This window comes from Tenacibaculum aquimarinum (assembly GCF_022478115.1).
Taxonomy (GTDB): Bacteria; Bacteroidota; Bacteroidia; order Flavobacteriales; family Flavobacteriaceae; genus Polaribacter; species Polaribacter aquimarinum_A.
Genome location: NZ_JAKGSC010000006.1, coordinates 58,851 through 77,904 on the forward strand (window position 1 = coordinate 58,851; position 19,054 = coordinate 77,904).

At 30.5% G+C, this 19,054-nt stretch carries 18 protein-coding genes; 15 read left to right on the forward strand and 3 right to left on the reverse strand.

Features of this window, described 5'->3' with window-relative positions:
• The first annotated feature begins 19 nt into the window (after positions 1 to 19).
• The 15 genes from L1S33_RS11265 to L1S33_RS11335 all read left to right on the forward strand — a co-directional run bounded on the left by L1S33_RS11265 (position 20) and on the right by L1S33_RS11335 (position 17,173).
• A complete protein-coding gene (locus tag L1S33_RS11265) occupies positions 20 to 1,615 on the forward strand; it encodes a bifunctional metallophosphatase/5'-nucleotidase (RefSeq protein ID WP_240562400.1) in 1,596 nt (531 codons plus the stop codon).
• Positions 1,616 to 1,748: 133 nt separating this feature from the next.
• Positions 1,749 to 2,930, forward strand: coding sequence for a porin (locus tag L1S33_RS11270; protein WP_240562401.1), 1,182 nt, complete (start codon positions 1,749 to 1,751; stop codon positions 2,928 to 2,930).
• Between the two features lie 248 nt (positions 2,931 to 3,178).
• A complete protein-coding gene (locus L1S33_RS11275) occupies positions 3,179 to 3,709 on the forward strand; it encodes an FMN-binding protein (RefSeq protein WP_240562402.1) in 531 nt (176 codons plus the stop codon).
• Complete coding sequence (locus tag L1S33_RS11280) at positions 3,709 to 4,209, forward strand: hypothetical protein (RefSeq protein WP_240562403.1); 501 nt, start codon at positions 3,709 to 3,711, stop codon at positions 4,207 to 4,209. Before L1S33_RS11275 ends, L1S33_RS11280 begins: the two co-directional genes overlap by 1 nt.
• A gap of 60 nt (positions 4,210 to 4,269) precedes the next feature.
• On the forward strand, positions 4,270 to 5,745 hold the full coding sequence (guaB, locus tag L1S33_RS11285) for an IMP dehydrogenase (RefSeq protein WP_240562404.1): 1,476 nt from the start codon (positions 4,270 to 4,272) through the stop codon (positions 5,743 to 5,745).
• A gap of 736 nt (positions 5,746 to 6,481) precedes the next feature.
• Positions 6,482 to 8,341 carry a DNA topoisomerase IV subunit B gene (locus L1S33_RS11290; RefSeq protein WP_240562405.1) on the forward strand — a complete coding sequence of 620 codons (1,860 nt, stop codon included), beginning with the start codon at positions 6,482 to 6,484 and terminating at the stop codon, positions 8,339 to 8,341.
• A gap of 18 nt (positions 8,342 to 8,359) precedes the next feature.
• Positions 8,360 to 8,557, forward strand: a complete 198-nt coding sequence (locus L1S33_RS11295) for a hypothetical protein (RefSeq protein WP_240562406.1) — start codon at positions 8,360 to 8,362, stop codon at positions 8,555 to 8,557.
• Positions 8,558 to 8,567: 10 nt separating this feature from the next.
• Positions 8,568 to 11,300: a DNA gyrase/topoisomerase IV subunit A gene (locus L1S33_RS11300; protein WP_240562407.1), complete on the forward strand. Its 2,733-nt coding sequence runs from the start codon at positions 8,568 to 8,570 to the stop codon at positions 11,298 to 11,300.
• A 1-nt stretch (position 11,301) separates the two neighbouring features.
• Entirely contained in the window at positions 11,302 to 11,994 is a 693-nt protein-coding gene (locus L1S33_RS11305) for an aspartate/glutamate racemase family protein (RefSeq protein WP_240562408.1), read from the forward strand.
• A gap of 24 nt (positions 11,995 to 12,018) precedes the next feature.
• Positions 12,019 to 13,341, forward strand: a complete 1,323-nt coding sequence (locus L1S33_RS11310; RefSeq protein ID WP_240562409.1) for a LuxR C-terminal-related transcriptional regulator — start codon at positions 12,019 to 12,021, stop codon at positions 13,339 to 13,341.
• Between the two features lie 304 nt (positions 13,342 to 13,645).
• Positions 13,646 to 14,509 (forward strand): mechanosensitive ion channel family protein, encoded by an 864-nt coding sequence (locus L1S33_RS11315; protein ID WP_240552579.1) that lies wholly within the window; start codon positions 13,646 to 13,648, stop codon positions 14,507 to 14,509.
• 154 nt (positions 14,510 to 14,663) lie between these two features.
• A complete protein-coding gene (locus tag L1S33_RS11320) occupies positions 14,664 to 15,269 on the forward strand; it encodes an alpha-ketoglutarate-dependent dioxygenase AlkB family protein (RefSeq protein ID WP_240562410.1) in 606 nt (201 codons plus the stop codon).
• Positions 15,270 to 15,839: 570 nt separating this feature from the next.
• Entirely contained in the window at positions 15,840 to 16,316 is a 477-nt protein-coding gene (locus L1S33_RS11325) for an Hsp20/alpha crystallin family protein (RefSeq protein ID WP_240552577.1), read from the forward strand.
• A gap of 96 nt (positions 16,317 to 16,412) precedes the next feature.
• Complete coding sequence (locus L1S33_RS11330) at positions 16,413 to 16,685, forward strand: hypothetical protein (RefSeq protein ID WP_240552576.1); 273 nt, start codon at positions 16,413 to 16,415, stop codon at positions 16,683 to 16,685.
• Positions 16,685 to 17,173 (forward strand): hypothetical protein, encoded by a 489-nt coding sequence (locus L1S33_RS11335; protein ID WP_240562411.1) that lies wholly within the window; start codon positions 16,685 to 16,687, stop codon positions 17,171 to 17,173. The genes L1S33_RS11330 and L1S33_RS11335 overlap by 1 nt, the downstream gene beginning before the upstream one ends.
• 177 nt (positions 17,174 to 17,350) lie before the next feature.
• On the opposite strand, the gene L1S33_RS11340 is transcribed toward L1S33_RS11335, so the two are convergent.
• From L1S33_RS11340 to L1S33_RS11350, 3 genes are all read right to left on the reverse strand, one after another.
• Positions 17,351 to 17,734, reverse strand: coding sequence for a hypothetical protein (locus L1S33_RS11340; RefSeq protein WP_240552574.1), 384 nt, complete (start codon positions 17,732 to 17,734; stop codon positions 17,351 to 17,353).
• A 92-nt stretch (positions 17,735 to 17,826) separates the two neighbouring features.
• Positions 17,827 to 18,099 (reverse strand): hypothetical protein, encoded by a 273-nt coding sequence (locus L1S33_RS11345; RefSeq protein WP_240552573.1) that lies wholly within the window; start codon positions 18,097 to 18,099, stop codon positions 17,827 to 17,829.
• Positions 18,100 to 18,435: 336 nt separating this feature from the next.
• Positions 18,436 to 19,044 (reverse strand): short chain dehydrogenase, encoded by a 609-nt coding sequence (locus L1S33_RS11350; protein WP_240562412.1) that lies wholly within the window; start codon positions 19,042 to 19,044, stop codon positions 18,436 to 18,438.
• Positions 19,045 to 19,054: the final 10 nt, after the last annotated feature.

Sequence of the window (19,054 nt, forward strand, 5' to 3'; positions counted from 1 at the left end):
TCTATCAAAAAAATAAAAAATGAAAAAATTACAATCAATATTATATTTCGCAACAATACTATTATTGTTTTCTTGTGGATCTTCCTCAACAACTACTTCAAAAGAGGTGAAAGAAACTAAACAAGCAGTATTGCTTCCACAGAAAGTTGTTGTAGAGCAAACCGTTACAAATGACCCAAATACTATTGAGTTTAACTTTTTACAGTTGAATGATGTCTATGAAATAGCACCAATTCAAGGAGGTAAGTTTGGTGGAATGGCAAGAGTTCAAGCGGTTCATAATGCTTTGTTAGAAGAAAACCCGAATACAATGATGGTTATGGCTGGCGATTTTTTAAATCCGTCTTTATTAGGAACCATTAAAGTAGATGGAGAACGTTTACGAGGTAAACAAATGATTGATGTAATGAATTACATGAATTTCGATTTAGTTGCATTTGGTAATCATGAGTTCGATTTAGGTTACAACGATTTACAAAAGCGTTTAAATGAAAGTAATTTCGAATGGCTTTCAGGAAACGTAATGCATAATAAAGGAGGAAGAAATTTCTATTTTGAAAAAGTAGTAAACGGTAAGAAATTTCCTGTAAACGATACGTTTATTCAGGAACTTACAGATGCAGATGGAACAAAAATTAAAGTAGGTTTTATAAGTGTTTGTGTGCCTTCTAATCCAAGAGATTATGTGTCTTATGGAGATGTTTTAATAGAGGCAGAACGTTCTTATTTAGATTTAAAAGACCAAGTGGATATTGTTATTGGTTTAACACATGTTACACTTGAACAAGACAAACAAATAGCACAATTATTACCAAATGTTCCTTTAATTATGGGCGGACATGAACATACTAATAGTAATGATTTTGTTGGGAATGTTCAAATTTCTAAAGCAGATGCTAATGCAAAAACTGCTTATATTCACAGGATAAGTTACAATACAATTACAAAGGAAACTACTGTAAAATCAGAATTAAAAGAAATTAACGATAGAATTCTTAGAGACGAAGAAGTTGGAGTAGTAGTAGACAAATGGCAAACACTTTTAAAAGCTAAAATCAAAGAGATTATAGCTAATCCAGACCAAGTAATTTATACTGCAACTGTTCCTTTAGATGGTAGAGATACGCCAACAAGAAGTAAACAAACTAACTTAGGAGAAATTATAACAAAATCTATGAGTTATGCTTTTAATAATGAAGTAGATTGTGCCTTGGTAAATGGAGGTTCTATTAGAATTGACGATGTTTTAGAAGGAGATATAAATTCCGTAGATATTTTTAGAGTTTTACCTTATGGAGGCGCAATTTTAAAAGTAGATATTAAAGGTAGTTTATTAAAGAAAGTTTTAGATTTTGGAGTTCAAGCAGCAGGAACAGGAGCTTATTTGCATAGACATAATGTAGAAAAAGTAGGAGAGGATTGGTTAGTTAAAAATCTTCCTATAAATAACGATCAAATTTATAAAGTAGCTTTCTCTGATTACTTATTAAAAGGATTCGATATTCCTTTTTTATCTGATAAAAATCCAGGTGTACTAACAGTTTTTCAACCGGCTAATACAGATTTATCTTATGATATTAGAAGAGCTATCATTTCATATCTAAAAACCCTATAAGTTTTAAAATATCCATATTTCTTTTTTCTTTATTTTTATTTAAAATAAATCTAAATAATACTTGTTAGATTAAAATTGGTGACTATATTTGCAGTCGAAAATTTAATCACTATTTATATTTAATCTAATTAAGATGAAAAAAGTATTATTCTTATTATTAACAAGTTTTACACTTCTATCAATGGCACAAAGTGCGCCTCAAGATAGTATTCCTACAAACCCTCAGAATCAAAAAAATGCAGCACAACGTATTTTATCTTCTAACTTAGCTCAAAAAGGCTTAACAGTTGGTGGTTATGGAGAAATTACTTACAACAGAGCAACAGGAAAAAATGCAGAATTAGACGTACAACGTTTAGTTTTATTATTTGGATACAAGTTTTCAGATAAAGTACAGTTTGTAACAGAAGTAGAATTTGAACACGTAAACGAAGTATACGTAGAGCAAGCATTTTTACAATATACAGTTGCAGAAAATGTTAATCTTCGTGGAGGTTTAATGTTAGTTCCAATGGGAATTGTAAATGAATACCACGAACCAACAACGTTTAACGGAGTTGAGCGTCCAAGTATGGATGGAGCAATAATTCCAACAACTTGGAGAGAAATTGGAGTAGGTGTTTCAGGTAGATATGACGAAGCGTCTTTACGTTACCAAGCCTATATTTTCAACGGATTTCAAACAACAACTTCAGATGGTAATGGAAACATTACTGGAGGTAAGTTAGGTGGAAGTAGCGGTTTACGTGGCGGAAGACAAAAAGGAGCAAAGTCTAACTTTAACAATCCTAACTTCTCGGCAAAATTAGATTACTACGGTTTACCAGGATTACGTTTAGGCTTATCAGGTTATTTTGGTAGAACACAATCTCCAGTAGATGTAGAAAATATTGACGGAGCTGACGTTGGTCTTTCAATGTTTGGATTCGATGCACGTTACGCATACCAACGTTTTACAGCGCGTGGTCAATTTATTTATGCAGATTTATCAGATACAGAAGCATATAATTTAGCAACAGGAAAAGATTTAGGAAGCGCATTACAAGGATATTATTTAGAAGCAGCTTATAATTTATTACCACAACGTAAAAAACAACAACTTTTTGGATTTGTTCGTTACGAGGATTATAACACACACGCAGATGTAGATGGTGCTTTAGCAGAAAACTTAACTTATGATCGTCAAGAATGGACAGTTGGTTTAAGCTATAAAATTGCTCCAGGAGCGGTTGTAAAAGCAGATTACCAATTTAAAGACAATGCTTTAAACCAAGATACAAAACAATTAAATTTAGGAATAGGAGTTTGGTTCTAAACTAAAATATAGACAAAATTGTAATTAATTTTTGTTGACTAAAAGCCAATGCAAAGTAAAATTTGTGTTGGCTTTTTTTTATGGCGTTCCCTTTCAGGTCGTGCTTTTCACTATATCTTTTTTCTCGTGCCTCAAAAAAAGGATGCCGTTTCAATCACTAACGCGGGTGTTTTTGCTAGCTTATTCCATAAAACAACACTATTTTTCTTTTTATTTAGATTAATTCTAATTACTTTTGCTGCATGAATATGAAACGTTTTTTAGCTTTATTTCTTGTTTTAATTTCATTTACATTTTTTTCGTTTAATATATCAAATAGACTGCAAAAAAAAGTAGCAAAAGAAATTAAAAAAACCTTCTCTGTAGAAGACTTTTCTTTAGAAAGTATTTCAGTTTCAGACGCTGTAAATAAGCAGCTTACGCAAACAATTACAAAAGAAAACTTATTTAAGATTAGCAACAATAATCAGCTATTGGGTTATGCTTATGTAGACAAAGCACCAAGCAAAACAGACGAATTTGATTATTTAATACTACTTAACAAAGAACTAATTGTAGCAAAAACCAAAATATTAATTTACCGAGAAGATTATGGTGGAGAAATAGGTAGCAAACGTTGGTTAAAACAATTTATCGGAAAAACGTTTAAAGATACGTTAACGTACGAGCAAGATATTATTGCAATTTCTGGCGCAACAATTTCCGCTTCTTCAATGACAATAGCAGTAAACAAGTTTTTACAAAACTTGGCTATTTTACATCAAAACAAGGTTTTTTAATGCAGTTTAACGGTTTAATTAAACAATTTCCTAAAGAAATAAGATATTTAATAGTAGCCTTTTTAGTTACTTTAAGTATTGGTTTTTATGGTGGAATTTCATTTGTTAGAACAACAACAGATGCAAATCCAACCGGAATAGAAGAGCGCTATTTAGGTAACGAAGTAGATGAAAATGCTACCAAAATGAAGTTCAAAAAATCTGAAGGAGAAATTATGACAACCGTTCACAGTCATATTTTATCACTTTCCGTTATCTTCTTTATGGTTTCTTTGCTTTTAGCAACTACAAGCGTAAATCAGAAGTTAAAAATGTTTTTAATGATAGAACCGTTCTTTTCATTAGTTTTTACTTTTGGAGGTATTTATTTTCTATGGAAAGATATCCTTTGGATGAAATATCTAATTATGTTTTCAGGAATGTTAATGACATTAACCTACACAGCTTCAGTTTTTTTAATTTTGAAAGAACTTTTTAGTACCAAAAAGAATAACCTTTAATTAATATAAACAATCATTAATTTGTTGTAAATTTGCTCGCAATTATATCTTAATTGCACCATGACAGCACACAACGACAAAATTTTAGGAGAAGGTTTAACATACGATGATGTTTTATTAGTTCCTGCTTTTTCAGAAATACTTCCAAGAGAAGTTTCAATTCAAACAAAATTTACTAGAAACATTACTATTAACGTACCAATTGCTTCTGCAGCAATGGATACAGTTACAGAATCTGCTTTAGCTATTGCTATTGCTAGAGAAGGAGGTATTGGTGTTTTACATAAAAATATGACTATTGAGCAACAAGCGCAAGAAGTTAGACGTGTAAAACGTGCCGAATCTGGTATGATTATAGATCCAGTTACTTTGCCATTAGATGCAATTGTGTACGATGCAAAGCAGTTAATGAAAGAGCATAGCATTGGCGGAATTCCTGTAGTTGATGAAAACGGAGTTTTAAAAGGAATTGTAACCAATAGAGATTTACGTTTTGAGCATGACAACCAAAGACTAATTGTAGAAGTTATGACAAGTGAAAACTTGGTAACAGCAGCAGTAGGAACTTCATTAAACGATGCAGAAAAAATACTTCAAAATTATAAAATTGAAAAATTATTAATTGTTGATGCAGATTATAAATTAAAAGGATTAATTACTTTTAGAGATATAACAAAGGTTACTCAAAAGCCAATTGCAAATAAAGATACCTTTGGTAGATTACGTGTTGCAGCTGCTTTAGGTGTAACCGGAGACGCTGTAGATAGAGCAGAAGCTTTAGTAAATGCAGGAGTTGATGCCGTAATTATAGATACTGCGCACGGACATACAAAAGGTGTAGTAAATGTATTAAAAGCAGTAAAAGAAAAGTTCCCAAAATTAGATGTTGTTGTAGGTAATATAGCAACGCCAGAAGCCGCAAAATATTTAGTAGAAGCTGGCGCAGATGCTGTAAAAGTTGGTATTGGTCCTGGATCAATTTGTACAACAAGAGTTGTTGCAGGAGTTGGTTTTCCTCAGTTTTCTGCAGTGTTAGAAGTTGCAGCAGCTATAAAAGGTTCTGGAGTTCCTGTAATTGCAGATGGTGGAATCCGTTATACAGGAGATATTCCTAAAGCAATTGCTGCAGGAGCAGATTGTGTTATGTTAGGTTCTCTTTTAGCAGGTACAAAAGAAAGCCCTGGAGAAACAATTATTTACGAAGGACGTAAGTTTAAATCGTATCGTGGAATGGGTTCTGTAGAAGCAATGAAACAAGGTTCTAAAGACCGTTATTTCCAAGATGTAGAAGACGATATTAAGAAATTAGTTCCAGAAGGTATTGTTGGTCGTGTTCCTTATAAAGGCGAATTATACGAAAGTATTCACCAATTTATTGGAGGTTTACGTGCCGGAATGGGTTATTGCGGTTCAAAAGATATTGAAACATTAAAAAATACAGGTAAATTTGTTAGAATTACAGCAAGTGGAATTAACGAAAGTCATCCGCATGATGTTGCAATTACTAAAGAAGCGCCAAATTATAGTAGACGATAAAATAATTTTTAGGGCGTGCCCAAAATAAAAAAGAGAAGCTAAAACGGCTTCTCTTTTTTATTTTCGTCAAGCTTTCGCTACTCGCTTTTTTCATACTTCAAAAGAGCTCAAACAGACCGCTCAATCTTTCACGCAGGCTTACTTATACAAATAAGTTAAAACATTAAACCTTTAAGATTTTTAAATAAGAAATGTCTTTTTTTAAATAAAACAATATTTTTCTTCTTTTAAAACAGGATTTTTCCTGTGCAAAAAACTGTACATCTAAACTACATTTGTAGTGTAATTAAATTTTAAGGGGATTTATTATAACATTCAAAATATTACTTTTTAAGGGGTAGTAATATTTTAAAGTAAAAAGCTTTGGTAAAATGCCAAAGCTTTTTTATTTACCCAATCTTTTACGAAATTTACTCTTATTTTTAATAAATATATTTTCGATTTGTTATTTATTAATAGTTAAAAAAACAAGCATAAATTATAGATTTCCAATTACTTAAAAATAGTACTGAACTTTGCAAGTACGCGCGTTAGGGATTGAGCGGTCTGTTTGAGCTCTTTTTTAGTTTTGGTTTTGAGCGAAGTCGATATACAAAATTTAAAAAAGCGAGTAGCGAAAGCCTGTTAAAACGCCCAAAAAAAACACTAAAAAATCTGTTAATAACTAATCGATTTTGCTATTTTGTTTTTGCAGTGTAAATGCTATTTTAGCAAGACTCCAACCATTTAAAGATTTATGACGCAAGAAACAAAATATACCGAAGATAATATACGATCGCTCGACTGGAAAGAGCACATTAGAATGCGACCAGGAATGTATATTGGTAAGTTGGGAGATGGTTCTTCGCCAGACGATGGTATTTATATTTTAGTAAAAGAAGTACTCGACAATTCTATTGATGAGTATGTAATGGGCGCTGGTAAAACTATTGAAATTTCTATACATGGAAGTAAAGTTATTGTAAGAGATTACGGTCGTGGTATTCCGTTGGGTAAAGTTGTAGATGTTGTTTCTAAAATGAATACCGGAGGAAAATATGATTCTAGAGCGTTTAAAAAATCGGTTGGTTTAAACGGAGTTGGTACAAAGGCTGTAAATGCATTATCAGAATTTTTTAGAGTAGAATCTACTCGTGATGGTAAATCGGCTTCTGCAGAGTTTTCTCAAGGTATTTTAGGAGATCAAGAGTTTTTAGAAGAAACATCGCGTAGAAAAGGAACTAAGGTTTCTTTTATTCCGGATGAAACAATCTTTAAGAAGTTTAAATTCAGAAATGAATATGTAGCTAAAATGTTGAAAAACTATGTGTATTTAAACCCTGGTTTAACCATAGTTTTTAACGGAGAAAAGTACTTTTCTGAAAACGGATTAAAAGATTTATTGGAAGATAACAACAATCAAGAAGATATGTTGTATCCAATAATTCACTTAAAAGGAGACGATATTGAAGTTGCAATTACGCATAGTAAAACGCAGTATTCAGAAGAATATCATTCTTTTGTAAATGGACAGCATACCACACAAGGTGGAACGCACCAAGCTGCGTTTAGAGAAGCTATTGTAAAAACGATTAGAGAGTTTTATGGTAAAAACTTTGAAGCTTCGGATGTTCGAAAATCTATAATTTCTGCCATTGCTATTAAAGTAATGGAACCTGTTTTTGAGAGTCAGACAAAAACAAAATTAGGTTCTACTGAAATGGGTGGCGATTTGCCAACCGTAAGAAGTTACATTAACGATTTCTTAAAAACACAACTCGATAATTTCTTACATAAAAACACAGATACAGCAGACAAGCTTCAAAAGAAGATTTTACAAGCTGAAAAAGAGCGTAAAGAATTATCTGGAATTAGAAAATTAGCAAAAGATAGAGCTAAAAAAGCAAGCTTGCATAACAAGAAATTACGCGATTGCAGAATTCACTTAGGCGATATAAAAAAAGAAAGCTATTTAGATACAACGCTCTTTATTACTGAGGGAGATTCAGCTTCTGGATCTATTACAAAATCTCGTAATGTAAACACACAAGCGGTTTTTAGTTTAAAAGGAAAGCCATTAAATTCTTACGGATTAAGTAAGAAGATTGTGTACGAAAACGAAGAGTTTAACTTATTACAAGCGGCTTTAAATATTGAAGATGGTTTAGAAGATTTACGTTACAACAACATTGTAATTGCAACGGATGCCGATGTAGATGGAATGCACATTAGATTGTTATTAATTACATTTTTCTTGCAGTTTTTTCCAGAGTTAATCAAAGAAGGACATTTATACATTTTAGAGACGCCGTTGTTTAGAGTTCGTAATAAAAAGCAAACTTTCTATTGTTATTCTGAAGACGAAAAACGAGATGCAATAGCTAAATTACGTGGAAAGCCAGAGATAACACGATTTAAAGGTTTGGGAGAGATTTCTCCAAATGAATTTGTGCATTTTATTGGAGACGATATCCGTTTAGATCCAGTAATGTTAGACAAAGAAATGTCTATTGAGCAAATGCTACAATTCTACATGGGAAAAAATACGCCTGATAGACAAAAGTTTATTATCGAAAATCTAAAAGTGGAGATGGATTTTATAGAGGATGAAGTTTAGTAGTTAAAGACAAAAAAGATGCTAAATAAAGCGAGAAGATTTAGGTTGTATTTGATGTTTACTGCAATTATATTTTTTATAAATATGCTTAATGTAGATTTAGATAATTTAAGTTGGGAAATAAACAGAACACACTATATAAACATGATTGCTGCCGCCGCAGCTTTTCTTGGTATTTTTCTGTTGAATAAAAATAATAACGAAACAACCGTTTAAACATTCATAAATGAGTGAAGAAACAAATGAACACGAAGAAGAATTAACAAATCAAAATAACCTTGATAATCCGACTGATGCGGTCGAAACCATTACCAAAGTTACAGGAATGTACAAAGAGTGGTTTTTAGATTATGCTTCGTATGTAATTTTAGAAAGAGCCGTTCCTTCTTTGGAAGACGGTTTAAAGCCAGTACAACGTAGAATTATGCATTCTATGAAAGATTTAGACGATGGACGTTACAATAAAGTAGCTAATATTGTTGGTCATACCATGCAATATCATCCGCATGGAGATGCTTCTATTGCAGACGCAATGGTGCAAATTGGTCAGAAAGAATTACTGATTGATATGCAAGGAAACTGGGGAAATATCTTAACTGGAGATAGAGCTGCAGCTTCGCGTTATATTGAGGCAAGACTTTCTAAATTTGCCTTAGATGTTGTTTTTAACCCAAAAACTACCGATTGGAAACTGTCTTACGACGGAAGAAGAAAAGAGCCGATAGATTTGCCTGTAAAATTCCCATTATTACTTGCACAAGGAGCAGAAGGAATTGCAGTAGGTTTATCAACTAAAATATTACCACATAATTTTATTGAATTAATTGATGCATCAATAAAATATTTAAAAGGAAGAAGTTTTAAAATTGTTCCAGACTTTTTAACAGGCGGAATTGCAGATTTTACAAATTATAATGATGGTAAACGTGGTGGAAAAGTAAGAGTTAGAGCAAAAATATCTCAACTCGATAAAAAGACACTAGTAATTACGGAAGTCCCGTTTGGAACCACAACAACTTCTTTAATTGATAGTATTTTAAAGGCGAATGACAAAGGGAAAATTCGTGTAAAAAAGATTGAAGATAATACTGCTGCTAACGTAGAAATATTAGTGCATTTACCACCAAATGTATCGCCAGATAAATCTATTGATGCGTTGTATGCGTTTACAAATTGCGAAACTTCAATCTCTCCATTAGCATGTACAATTGAAAATAACAAACCAGTTTTTGTTGGAGTTTCAGAAATGCTAAAACATTCTACTGATTTAACGGTAGATTTGTTAAAACGCGAATTAGAAATTCAGCTTAATGAGTTACAAGAACAATGGCATTTTGCTTCGCTTGAAAGAATTTTTATTGAAAACAGAATCTATCGAGATATAGAAGAGGTAGAAACTTGGGAAGGTGTAATTGAAGCTATTGATAAAGGTTTACAACCACATATTAAACATTTAAAACGAGCAATTACCGAAGAAGATATTGTTCGTTTAACAGAAATTAGAATTAAGAAAATATCTAAATTCGATATTGATAAAGCTAAACAACAAATTGAAGCTTTAGAAGAAAAAATAGCTGTTGTAAAAGACCATTTAGCAAACTTAATAGAGTTTGCTATTGCTTATTTTAAGCGCTTAAAAGATACCTATGGAAAAGGGAAGGAGCGTAAAACGGAAATCAGAATTTTTGATGATATTGTTGCTACAAAAGTAGTAATGCGTAACACAAAACTCTATGTAAATAGAGAGGAAGGTTTTGTTGGAACCTCACTTAAAAAAGACGAGTACGTTACTGATTGCGCGGATATTGACGATGTAATTATCTTTAGAAAAGATGGTAAAATGATGGTTACAAAAGTAGCATCAAAAACTTTTGTTGGTAAAGACATTATTCATATCGCGGTCTTTAAAAAGAAAGACAAACGTACGGTTTACAATTTTATGTATAAAGACGGAGCTAAAGGAGCGTCTTATATGAAACGTTTTAATGTAACTTCAGTAACACGAGATAAAGAATACGATTTAACTAATGGAAGTAAGAGTTCCAAAGTGTTGTATTTTTCTGCAAACCCAAATGGAGAAGCAGAAGTAGTAACTATTAATTTAAGAGCTGTTGGAAGTGTTAAAAAACTAAAATGGGATATTGATTTTGCAGACTTAGCAGTAAAAGGTAGAGCCGTTCGTGGAAACACAATAACTAAATATTCTATAAAGAGTGTCGATTTTAAATCGGCCGGAGTTTCAACATTAAAACCACGTAAAATTTGGTTCGATGATACTGTACAACGTTTAAATGTTGACGAAAGAGGTGAGTTGTTAGGCGAATTTAGAGCAGAAGATAAAATCCTAATCGCCACGCAAAGCGGTAAAATTAAAGCAGTTACACCAGATTTAGGTTTGCATTTTGAAGATGATATGATTGTTTTAGAAAAATGGAAGCCAAGCAAACCAATTTCTGCCATTTATTTTGATGGTGAAAAAGAACGATATTATGTAAAACGTTTCGAGATTGAACAAACAGATAAAGAAGAAGTTTTTATTTCTGATCATCCAAAGTCTCAATTAGAAATTATTGCTACAGATTACAGACCTGTAGCTGAAATTGTTTTTTCAAAAAGAAGTTTAGAGAGAATAAAGGTAGATTTTGAGCAATTTATTTCTGTTAAAGGAATAAAAGCACAAGGAAATCAAATAACTACAAATAAGATTAAGCAAGTAAGCTTATTAGAATCTTTACCTTTTGAAGAGCCAGAGGAACCAAAAATAGAAGATGTTGAGGTTAATGAAGAAGAGGAAATTAAAGAAGAAGTTTTATTAGAAGTTCCAAAGGTAGAGCCAACAATAAATAAATCTTCTGTAAATGAATTGATTAGTAAAGAAGAGAAAGCAAAACGCGCATTACTAAAATCAATAAAAGAAAAGAAGAATACAGACGACGACAGTCAAATAACACTTTTTTAAGATGAAAACAATAGGATTAATTGGCGGAATTACACCACAATCAACAATGATGTATTATCAAGTGTTAAATGAGTTGGCTGCCGAAAAATATGGCGAACATCATTCCGCTAAAATTGTAATTCATTCTGTAGATTTTGGGGAAATAAAAAAACATCAATTAGCAGGTCGTTGGGATTTGTTAGATGAAATTATGGCTTCTGCAGGTAAAAGTTTAGAAAGAGCTGGAGCAAGTTGTATTTTAATTTGTGCAAATACGATGCATTTGTGTATAGACGCAATTGAAAATGTAGTTTCAATTCCTGTAATTCATATAGCCGAAGCTACGGGAAAACAAATTCAACAAAAGAACCTGAAAAAAGTAGCTTTATTGGGTACAAAATACACAATGGATAAAACATTTTATAGAGATGTTTTAGGTAACTTTAGTTTAGAAACCTTAATACCAAATAGTGAAGACAAGGTTTTTATTAACGATGTAATTTACACTGAATTATCTAAAGGAATTGTAAGTAATGTATCAAAGAATAAATATATAGATATTATTAAAAAACTTACAAAAGAAGGTGCAGAAGGTATAATTTTAGGATGTACAGAAATACCATTACTTGTTCAACAAAATGATGTTACAATTCCGGTTTTTGATACCACTACAATACATGCAACAGAAGCATTTAATTTTGTTACAAAGGAATAATGGACATATAATGCTAATTGCTTAATGAAATTCAAACTACTTTTACTAACATTTTTATTTACTTTTTTTTCTTACGCCCAGTCTGAAATTTATTTTTATAAAGATACTGAAAGTAGTTTGTCTATTAAAGACATAGAAAGTAAAGAGTTTAATCTTCTTACTAAAGAAGTACTAGAATGGAGCTCAAAAGCTACTTTTTGGTTTAAAGTACCAAAAATAACTTCAAATGAAAACTATATATTTAGAATAAAGAGTATAAGAGTTAACAATGCAGTAGCATATAAAAATTCAATTGAGATTCCCGCTTTAAAAAACCAAAGACATGTATCTTTTAAATTTTCAAGAGACGCTTTTGTTTATGTAAAAGTAAACTCAAAATTTAGTTCATATTTTCCTATTGAATTTAAAAAAGAAGAAACCTCGATTTATAAGGAGAAATTAGAGTTTTTTATAAATGGGTTTTACTATGGAACGGCTTTTTTAGTTATTATTTTTAGTATAAATTATTATTACTTTTTTAAAGACAAAGCCTTTTTGTATCATGGATTTTTACTAACGAGTTTATTGTTTAGCTTTATACTAACTGATGGCGTTTTTAATTTTTTTAATGTACAATCAGAATATATTCAGTTTTTAATTCTATTGAATACTATTTTTTTTACTTACTCTTTAAATAAATTTAGTATTAGTTTTTTAGAAATAGATAAATACTTCCCAAGAATTAAAAAAAACGCAAAAATTTTAGTTGTGTTAATTATTTTACTTGTAATCTTATTTTTTATCTTTTCTAAGATTGAACTTTACATAATTTTTAATGTATTAATTTTTATCAATTCATTTATATTTTGGTTTACTAGTATTGTTCTTTTTAAAAATAATAACCACACAAAATTATTTACTTTGGCTTTTGCTATAATTTTATTTAGCGGATTAGATTTTGTGGTTTTGAGAAGTTTGGGTTTTTCAATATTTCAAAGTAGTCCAACAACTATGAAGTTTGGGAGTTTTGTTCAAATTATAGTTTTATCATTTGCTGTATTATTTAGAGAAAAAGATTTAAGAAAAGATAATTTCTACATGAAAAATGAGATATTAAAATTCTCAAAAGAGGTTAAAGTTTTAGCTGATGAGAAAAGTCAAAACGCTATAAACTTTAATATTGAAAACCTTAGTTTAAGAGAGCGAGAAGTATTTGATTTAATAGCCTCAGGAATGACTAATAAAGAAATAGCAAACCAAGCAAACATATCTGTAAATACAGTAAAATTTCATGTAAAAAATATTTATGAAAAATTAAACATAAAAAGCAGGAAAGAGTTGAAAACAATTGAAAGTGCTATAAAATAATAGCTTTTTAGAATAAACTACCCATTAACTACCCCAGTTTTTAAGGGATATAATTTATTTTAAGGTTACATTTGAATGTGAAATATTTCAATTATGTTTTCCCCCAATTATTTTACTTTTGCCTTCTTTAGAAATAAAGGAGGCATTTTAGTGTAGCTTTAGCTCTGTTTGTCTTGAAATTTAATTCTTAAAATTCAAGAAATACTTATTCTTAATAAAGCAATATCATGTTAAAATTCTTATTTTTGATATAGCAATAATTAATGCTTTGGAATTATTTAATTTTAAAGAAAAGTATAATTTTATGAATAATTTTTGGCAAGAATTTTTAAAGTTGAACAATATTTGGAGTATTACTCTGTATTGTATTGTAGTTTTCTTTATTGCCTGGATTTTTTCAAGAGTAATAAGATCTGTTGCTGTTCAAGTAATAAAAAAGAAACAAAAAGATAAATTTGGTAACACAAGTTTACAGTTTTTTAAAAATTCGGTAAAGTTTTTTCTAGGACTTTTTGCAGTATTCTATTTAATATTTACAGTTCCCGTTTTTAGAAGCAAAGCAGCTATTATATTTTCTGGAGCAGGTATTTTAGCAGCCATTATTGGTTTTGCAGCACAAGCAGCGCTATCTAATTTAATTGCAGGTGCATTTATTGTAATTTTTAAACCCTTTAGAGTTGGAGATTACATAAAGTTAGATGACACCAGAATAGGTATTGTAGAAGATATAACGCTTAGACATACCGTAATAAATAACTTCGAAAATAAAAGGCTAATTATACCAAACTCTGTAATTAGTACAGATTCTATTTTAAATCACACCATAGACGATTCTTATATATTAAGTTTCAATAACTTTAAAATAGGTTTAAAAGCCAATGTAGATTTGGCCAAAAAAATTATTCAAGAAGAAGCCATAAAACTAGAAAGTGTAATAGATAATAGAACAGCTAAAGAAGTTTTAGTGTCCACAACTGGACCTGTAGAGGTAAGGTTTATAGATACTTCCGAAAACCATATTCATCTAAGAGCTTATGTTTGGTTAAATGATCCCTTTCAAGAATTTAAAATGAAATGTTCTCTTAAAGAAGCAGTACACAAAAGGTTTATTAATGAAAATGTAGATTTGCCAATTCCGTTACTACGCTTAGTTAAAGAAGAAAATTAGTATTATTTGTGCGTTCGAGCGGGCTTTACCCACTCGCTTTTTGTTCATACTTCACAAAAGAGCTCAAACAAATGCTTCAATCCCTAACGCGTGCGTATTTATATACACTTTGTCATTCTTAATTTGTTTTAGAATCTCAAAATTATCAGTAAAAATGGATTTATTCAATCAAACCAATCAACTAAGAAATTTACTTCCCAAAGACGGAACAGTAATATACTACGGAACCATTTTATCAATAGCAAAAGCAACAGATTATTACAATACGTTATTAAATACAATCGATTTTAAAAATGATCAAGCCATAATTTTTGGGAAACTAATAACCACAAAAAGAAAAGTAGCTTGGTACGCAGAAAAACCATTTGAGTATCAATACTCAAAAATTACAAAAACTGCTTTAACATTTACAAAAGAACTCTTAGAGCTTAAAGAATTAGTAGAAGCGCAAACACAGGAAACATACAACTCTTGCTTGTTAAACTTATATCACGATGGTTCAGAAGGAATGGCGTGGCACAGCGACGGAGAAAAAGACTTAAAGAAAAACGGTGCAATAGCTTCAGTAAGTTTTGGTGCAGCGCGCAAATTTGGGTTTAAACATAAAGAAACCAAGGAAACCGTTTATAAAGTATTAGAACATGGTTCTTTATTAGTTATGAAAGACCAAACACAAACCAATTGGTTACATCGATTACCGCCAACAAAAAAAATAAAAAGCCCAAGAATAAACTTAACGTTTAGAACTATTGAAAGGTAGTTATATAGTGTGTTTTGTAGTAAAAACATTTCAAATACTATTCTTTTATAAATTCCATTAATTTTTGTGCAATTCCTTGTCTAAAAAAGTGGGTTAACAACTAAACGTCTAATATGGGTTTAGGAGTCATTGTCAATAATTTCTATAACTCCAGCTAATTCTCCTTTTTTCATGTATCAAAAAAAAACGGAATCTACTTCTCATATATTCCCCAACAGTTTTTTTAATGGCGAAAAATCAATTGCATTTAATAATTCAGTTTCAATTTTATATGAAACTTGAAAAACTGTATGCATTTTTTTACTATTTCTAAATCACTATTTACAAGTTTTTCAACTATATACGTTTTGTTATTAGGTTTTTTTTTTTTTTTAACTAAATGTAAATATGTCATTTTTTTGTTATTAAATATGACAATTATTCATAAAAATGACAGAATTACACAGAATATTACATGAAATACCTGATAAAAGCCCTTGAGTTTATTTTGGTATTTTATTTGCTTATAGATAAATGAATTCGTAAAAGATTTCAAATTTGATTTAATGTTTAATTTAAAATTTTGTAATTATGAGCAATTTAGCAACTGTTCCTAAAAATGGAAGTTTAGCGAACAGCAATTCAAATCAAAACTTCCCAACTTTATCAAATTGGTTAGATGACATTTTTAATAGAGATCTGCCATCAGTATTTACTTCAAATTTTAATACTGGTATTACTTTACCAAAAGTAAATATTAAGGAAACTGCCGACGCTTTCATTGTAGAAATGGCTGTTCCGGGTTTAAAAAAGTCAGACTTTCAACTTGACCTTGATAATCAAGTTTTATCGATTTCCACCGAAACAAAGGAAGAAAATGAACAAAAGGAAGAAAACTATACTCGTAGAGAGTTTGGTTACTCCTCGTTCAAAAGAACCTTTAATTTACCAGAGAGTGTAAACGATGAAAAAATTAATGCAAATTATGAAAATGGTATTTTAAGTATTCTTTTGCCTAAAAAAGAAGAGGCAAAGCAAAAGCCAGCCAGAAGCATTAAGATTTCATAATTGTTTCACTAAATTTTAAAGTTAAGTATTGAGAGTGATGCTGAATTTTTCAGCATCCTCTTAATAATAAGTTTAATTCTTTAAAATTTTATTGATATGCCAAGAAAGTTTAAATCTGGGGAATGGGTAAAAGTTAAAGGAAAACTTACCTCTCCGAAAATGCAAGTTATTAAATATGTTCCAAAAGAGGATTCAATATTCCGTTTGGTTGATAATGACAGTTATTTGGAATGTGTTTGGTATAAAAATGGTGAACGAAAATCAGAAGTGTTTCACCAAAATAGATTGATTAAAATGATAGAAACTGGTGGTTTGTTAAAAACATTTAGAACAAACCCAAAATTAAGTTTAACTCAAAAACTAAAGTGATGAAAAAGTATATTTTATTATTGATGGTTGGTTTGTTAAGTGTTAGTTGTAAAGGGCAAGAAAATGAGACCAAAAAATTTGAAAAAGAAGAGGATAAGACTAATATAGTAGAAGAGCCTAAAGGAACTTGGAAAGTTGATAAAGAATTTGATGAAAACGGAAATTTAATTAGATACGATAGCATTTATTCTTGGTCTTCCAATGATAAGTTCGATAATTTCTCATTATCTGATAAAGATAGTTTAATGAAATCTTTTAAATCACAATTTTTCTCAAGCTATTCAGGGTTTAAAAATCAAGGATTTGAAGATGTTTTTTCTCAAGATTCACTTTTTAGCAAACATTTCTTTAACGATAATTTTTTTGAAAGTAATTTTGGAAATGAATTTATTGATATTGATAAATTAAGGCAACAAATGATTGCAAGACAGAAGAGGTTTTTAGAAAAATATCATTCAGAATTTATTAAACCTAAAGACGAAAACTAAATAGTTTTCGTCTTTTCATTGCTTTGGTCAAATGTTTGGCTACGTTGTTGTTTGCTGTGGTTAGTGGCGTTATTAAGCAACTAATTTGGCAAATACAAACCGAATAGAATATCCGCTAGAATATTCGAAAGTAGGCTAGGACTAGCGATAAATTATATACGGTATTGGCAACCGTCTTTATTTTTCAGGTTTATAATTCAGAGTGTTTCCTCTCGGAATATAACTCAAACTTAATAATTCACTACTGTATTCAAGTATAGAATATTCTAAAGAGTCAGAATCATTCGTTATCGTTAGATATTCGAAAGGTTTATGATCAGTTCCCAATTCCTTTATGTATTCTCTTCGTATATTAAAATCGTAAACATCGGAAGAGTCAGTTTCCATTCCTTTGTAAAACATAATCCATTTTCCGTTTTTAATTTCAATTCCGGCAAGAGAGTCAATTGTGCTTATCCAACGTCCGTTTTTAAATTCCGTAAGTTTTATAATAGAATTTTGTTGAAATTCAATTTCGCTTTTTTTTGCGTCTTCTTTTACTCCTTTTGCAAAGTCAAACATTTCAATTCCGAAATAAGCAATTCCGATAATTACAGTCCCAATTATTGTTATTAAAATTCTTTTTTTCGTAATATTTTGATTTTTAGATTTGGTTAAAATGTGTTTTTATCTGCTAGTTTATTCTTTCTAGTAACATTTATATTTAATATTTTAAAAAGATGATCGAAAGCGTTGTATGCTCTTCGAGCCATTTTTTTATCTTTGAATCGAAAAGAATGCCAGTATCCTTCAACATCAATATACACTCTGTAATAGGAATCGGAATATTCAACTCCTAATAATTTATGTTTTTTGAATTCTCTTCTAATCGGAGTATCGTATTCGTTTTTATATACTCTTGAATATATAATTTGTTTTTCATTCATTTCTACCTTTATATTTGTGGTAGTGTATGGGCTAATAACTCTTAATTGTTTTGGTAAAGCCTATTCATTAAGCCAATTAACTGTTTCGTTAACTGTGGCATCAGATTGCGCGTTTAAATTTAAAATACCAATAAATAGACTAAGAATAAATAGTGTTTTTTTCATGTTTGTAATTTTGATTTACCCTAATATTTGTTAACGGTTTTGTGTATGATACGTTGCGTATGTAAGCAACTAATTTAGTAAATAATAACTAAATAAAAAGTCCTCACAAACTTTCGTAAATAGGTGAGGACTTAGCAATAAATTATAAACGGTGTTGGCGGTAGTTTTTATTTATGCATCTACAAAAATTACTTGACCCGTAATAAATCCATCAACCGAACGTTCAAAAGCTTTACCTACTAACTTTCCAGGAACTGGCTCAAAACCTGGCATAATTTCACCATAAACATCCCAAGCCTCTTCTAAAACAGTTGGGTTTATTGAGTTTACTCGAATTCCTCTTGGCATTTCAAAGGCAACACATTTAACGAATGTATCAATTGCTCCACTTGTAGTTGCGTCTGCGATCGCAAATGGAATCGGTTTAACATTTAGAATTCCCGTAATTAATGTGAAAGAACCGTTATCTGCAATGTATTCTTGTCCTATACGAACAATATTAATTTGTCCCATCATTTTACTTAAAATGGTACTCATCCATTGTTTTTCCGTCATGTCTGTAAAACTAGCATATTCACATACACCAACAGTATTTACAACAGCATCAAAATGCCCTACATCTTTGAAAAGTTTTCTTAAGGATTCTTCGTTAGTAATGTCAACTTGATAATCATAGTTATTAGCAGTACGCCCAGCAGTTATAACTTTGTGTTTTCTTAAACCTGTAAGCGCAGCCTGTCCCATTTTTCCGTTTGCTCCTATTAAAATTATTGTTTTCATATAATATCTG

Coding starts and splice junctions, on each gene's coding strand:
- L1S33_RS11265 (WP_240562400.1), top strand. CDS start 20: ATGAAAAAATTACAATCAATATTATATTTCGCAACAATACTATTATTG.
- L1S33_RS11270 (WP_240562401.1), top strand. CDS start 1,749: ATGAAAAAAGTATTATTCTTATTATTAACAAGTTTTACACTTCTATCA.
- L1S33_RS11275 (WP_240562402.1), top strand. CDS start 3,179: ATGAAACGTTTTTTAGCTTTATTTCTTGTTTTAATTTCATTTACATTT.
- L1S33_RS11280 (WP_240562403.1), top strand. CDS start 3,709: ATGCAGTTTAACGGTTTAATTAAACAATTTCCTAAAGAAATAAGATAT.
- guaB (WP_240562404.1), top strand. CDS start 4,270: ATGACAGCACACAACGACAAAATTTTAGGAGAAGGTTTAACATACGAT.
- L1S33_RS11290 (WP_240562405.1), top strand. CDS start 6,482: ATGACGCAAGAAACAAAATATACCGAAGATAATATACGATCGCTCGAC.
- L1S33_RS11295 (WP_240562406.1), top strand. CDS start 8,360: ATGCTAAATAAAGCGAGAAGATTTAGGTTGTATTTGATGTTTACTGCA.
- L1S33_RS11300 (WP_240562407.1), top strand. CDS start 8,568: ATGAGTGAAGAAACAAATGAACACGAAGAAGAATTAACAAATCAAAAT.
- L1S33_RS11305 (WP_240562408.1), top strand. CDS start 11,302: ATGAAAACAATAGGATTAATTGGCGGAATTACACCACAATCAACAATG.
- L1S33_RS11310 (WP_240562409.1), top strand. CDS start 12,019: ATGAAATTCAAACTACTTTTACTAACATTTTTATTTACTTTTTTTTCT.
- L1S33_RS11315 (WP_240552579.1), top strand. CDS start 13,646: ATGAATAATTTTTGGCAAGAATTTTTAAAGTTGAACAATATTTGGAGT.
- L1S33_RS11320 (WP_240562410.1), top strand. CDS start 14,664: ATGGATTTATTCAATCAAACCAATCAACTAAGAAATTTACTTCCCAAA.
- L1S33_RS11325 (WP_240552577.1), top strand. CDS start 15,840: ATGAGCAATTTAGCAACTGTTCCTAAAAATGGAAGTTTAGCGAACAGC.
- L1S33_RS11330 (WP_240552576.1), top strand. CDS start 16,413: ATGCCAAGAAAGTTTAAATCTGGGGAATGGGTAAAAGTTAAAGGAAAA.
- L1S33_RS11335 (WP_240562411.1), top strand. CDS start 16,685: ATGAAAAAGTATATTTTATTATTGATGGTTGGTTTGTTAAGTGTTAGT.
- L1S33_RS11340 (WP_240552574.1), bottom strand. CDS start 17,734: ATGTTTGACTTTGCAAAAGGAGTAAAAGAAGACGCAAAAAAAAGCGAA.
- L1S33_RS11345 (WP_240552573.1), bottom strand. CDS start 18,099: ATGAATGAAAAACAAATTATATATTCAAGAGTATATAAAAACGAATAC.
- L1S33_RS11350 (WP_240562412.1), bottom strand. CDS start 19,044: ATGAAAACAATAATTTTAATAGGAGCAAACGGAAAAATGGGACAGGCT.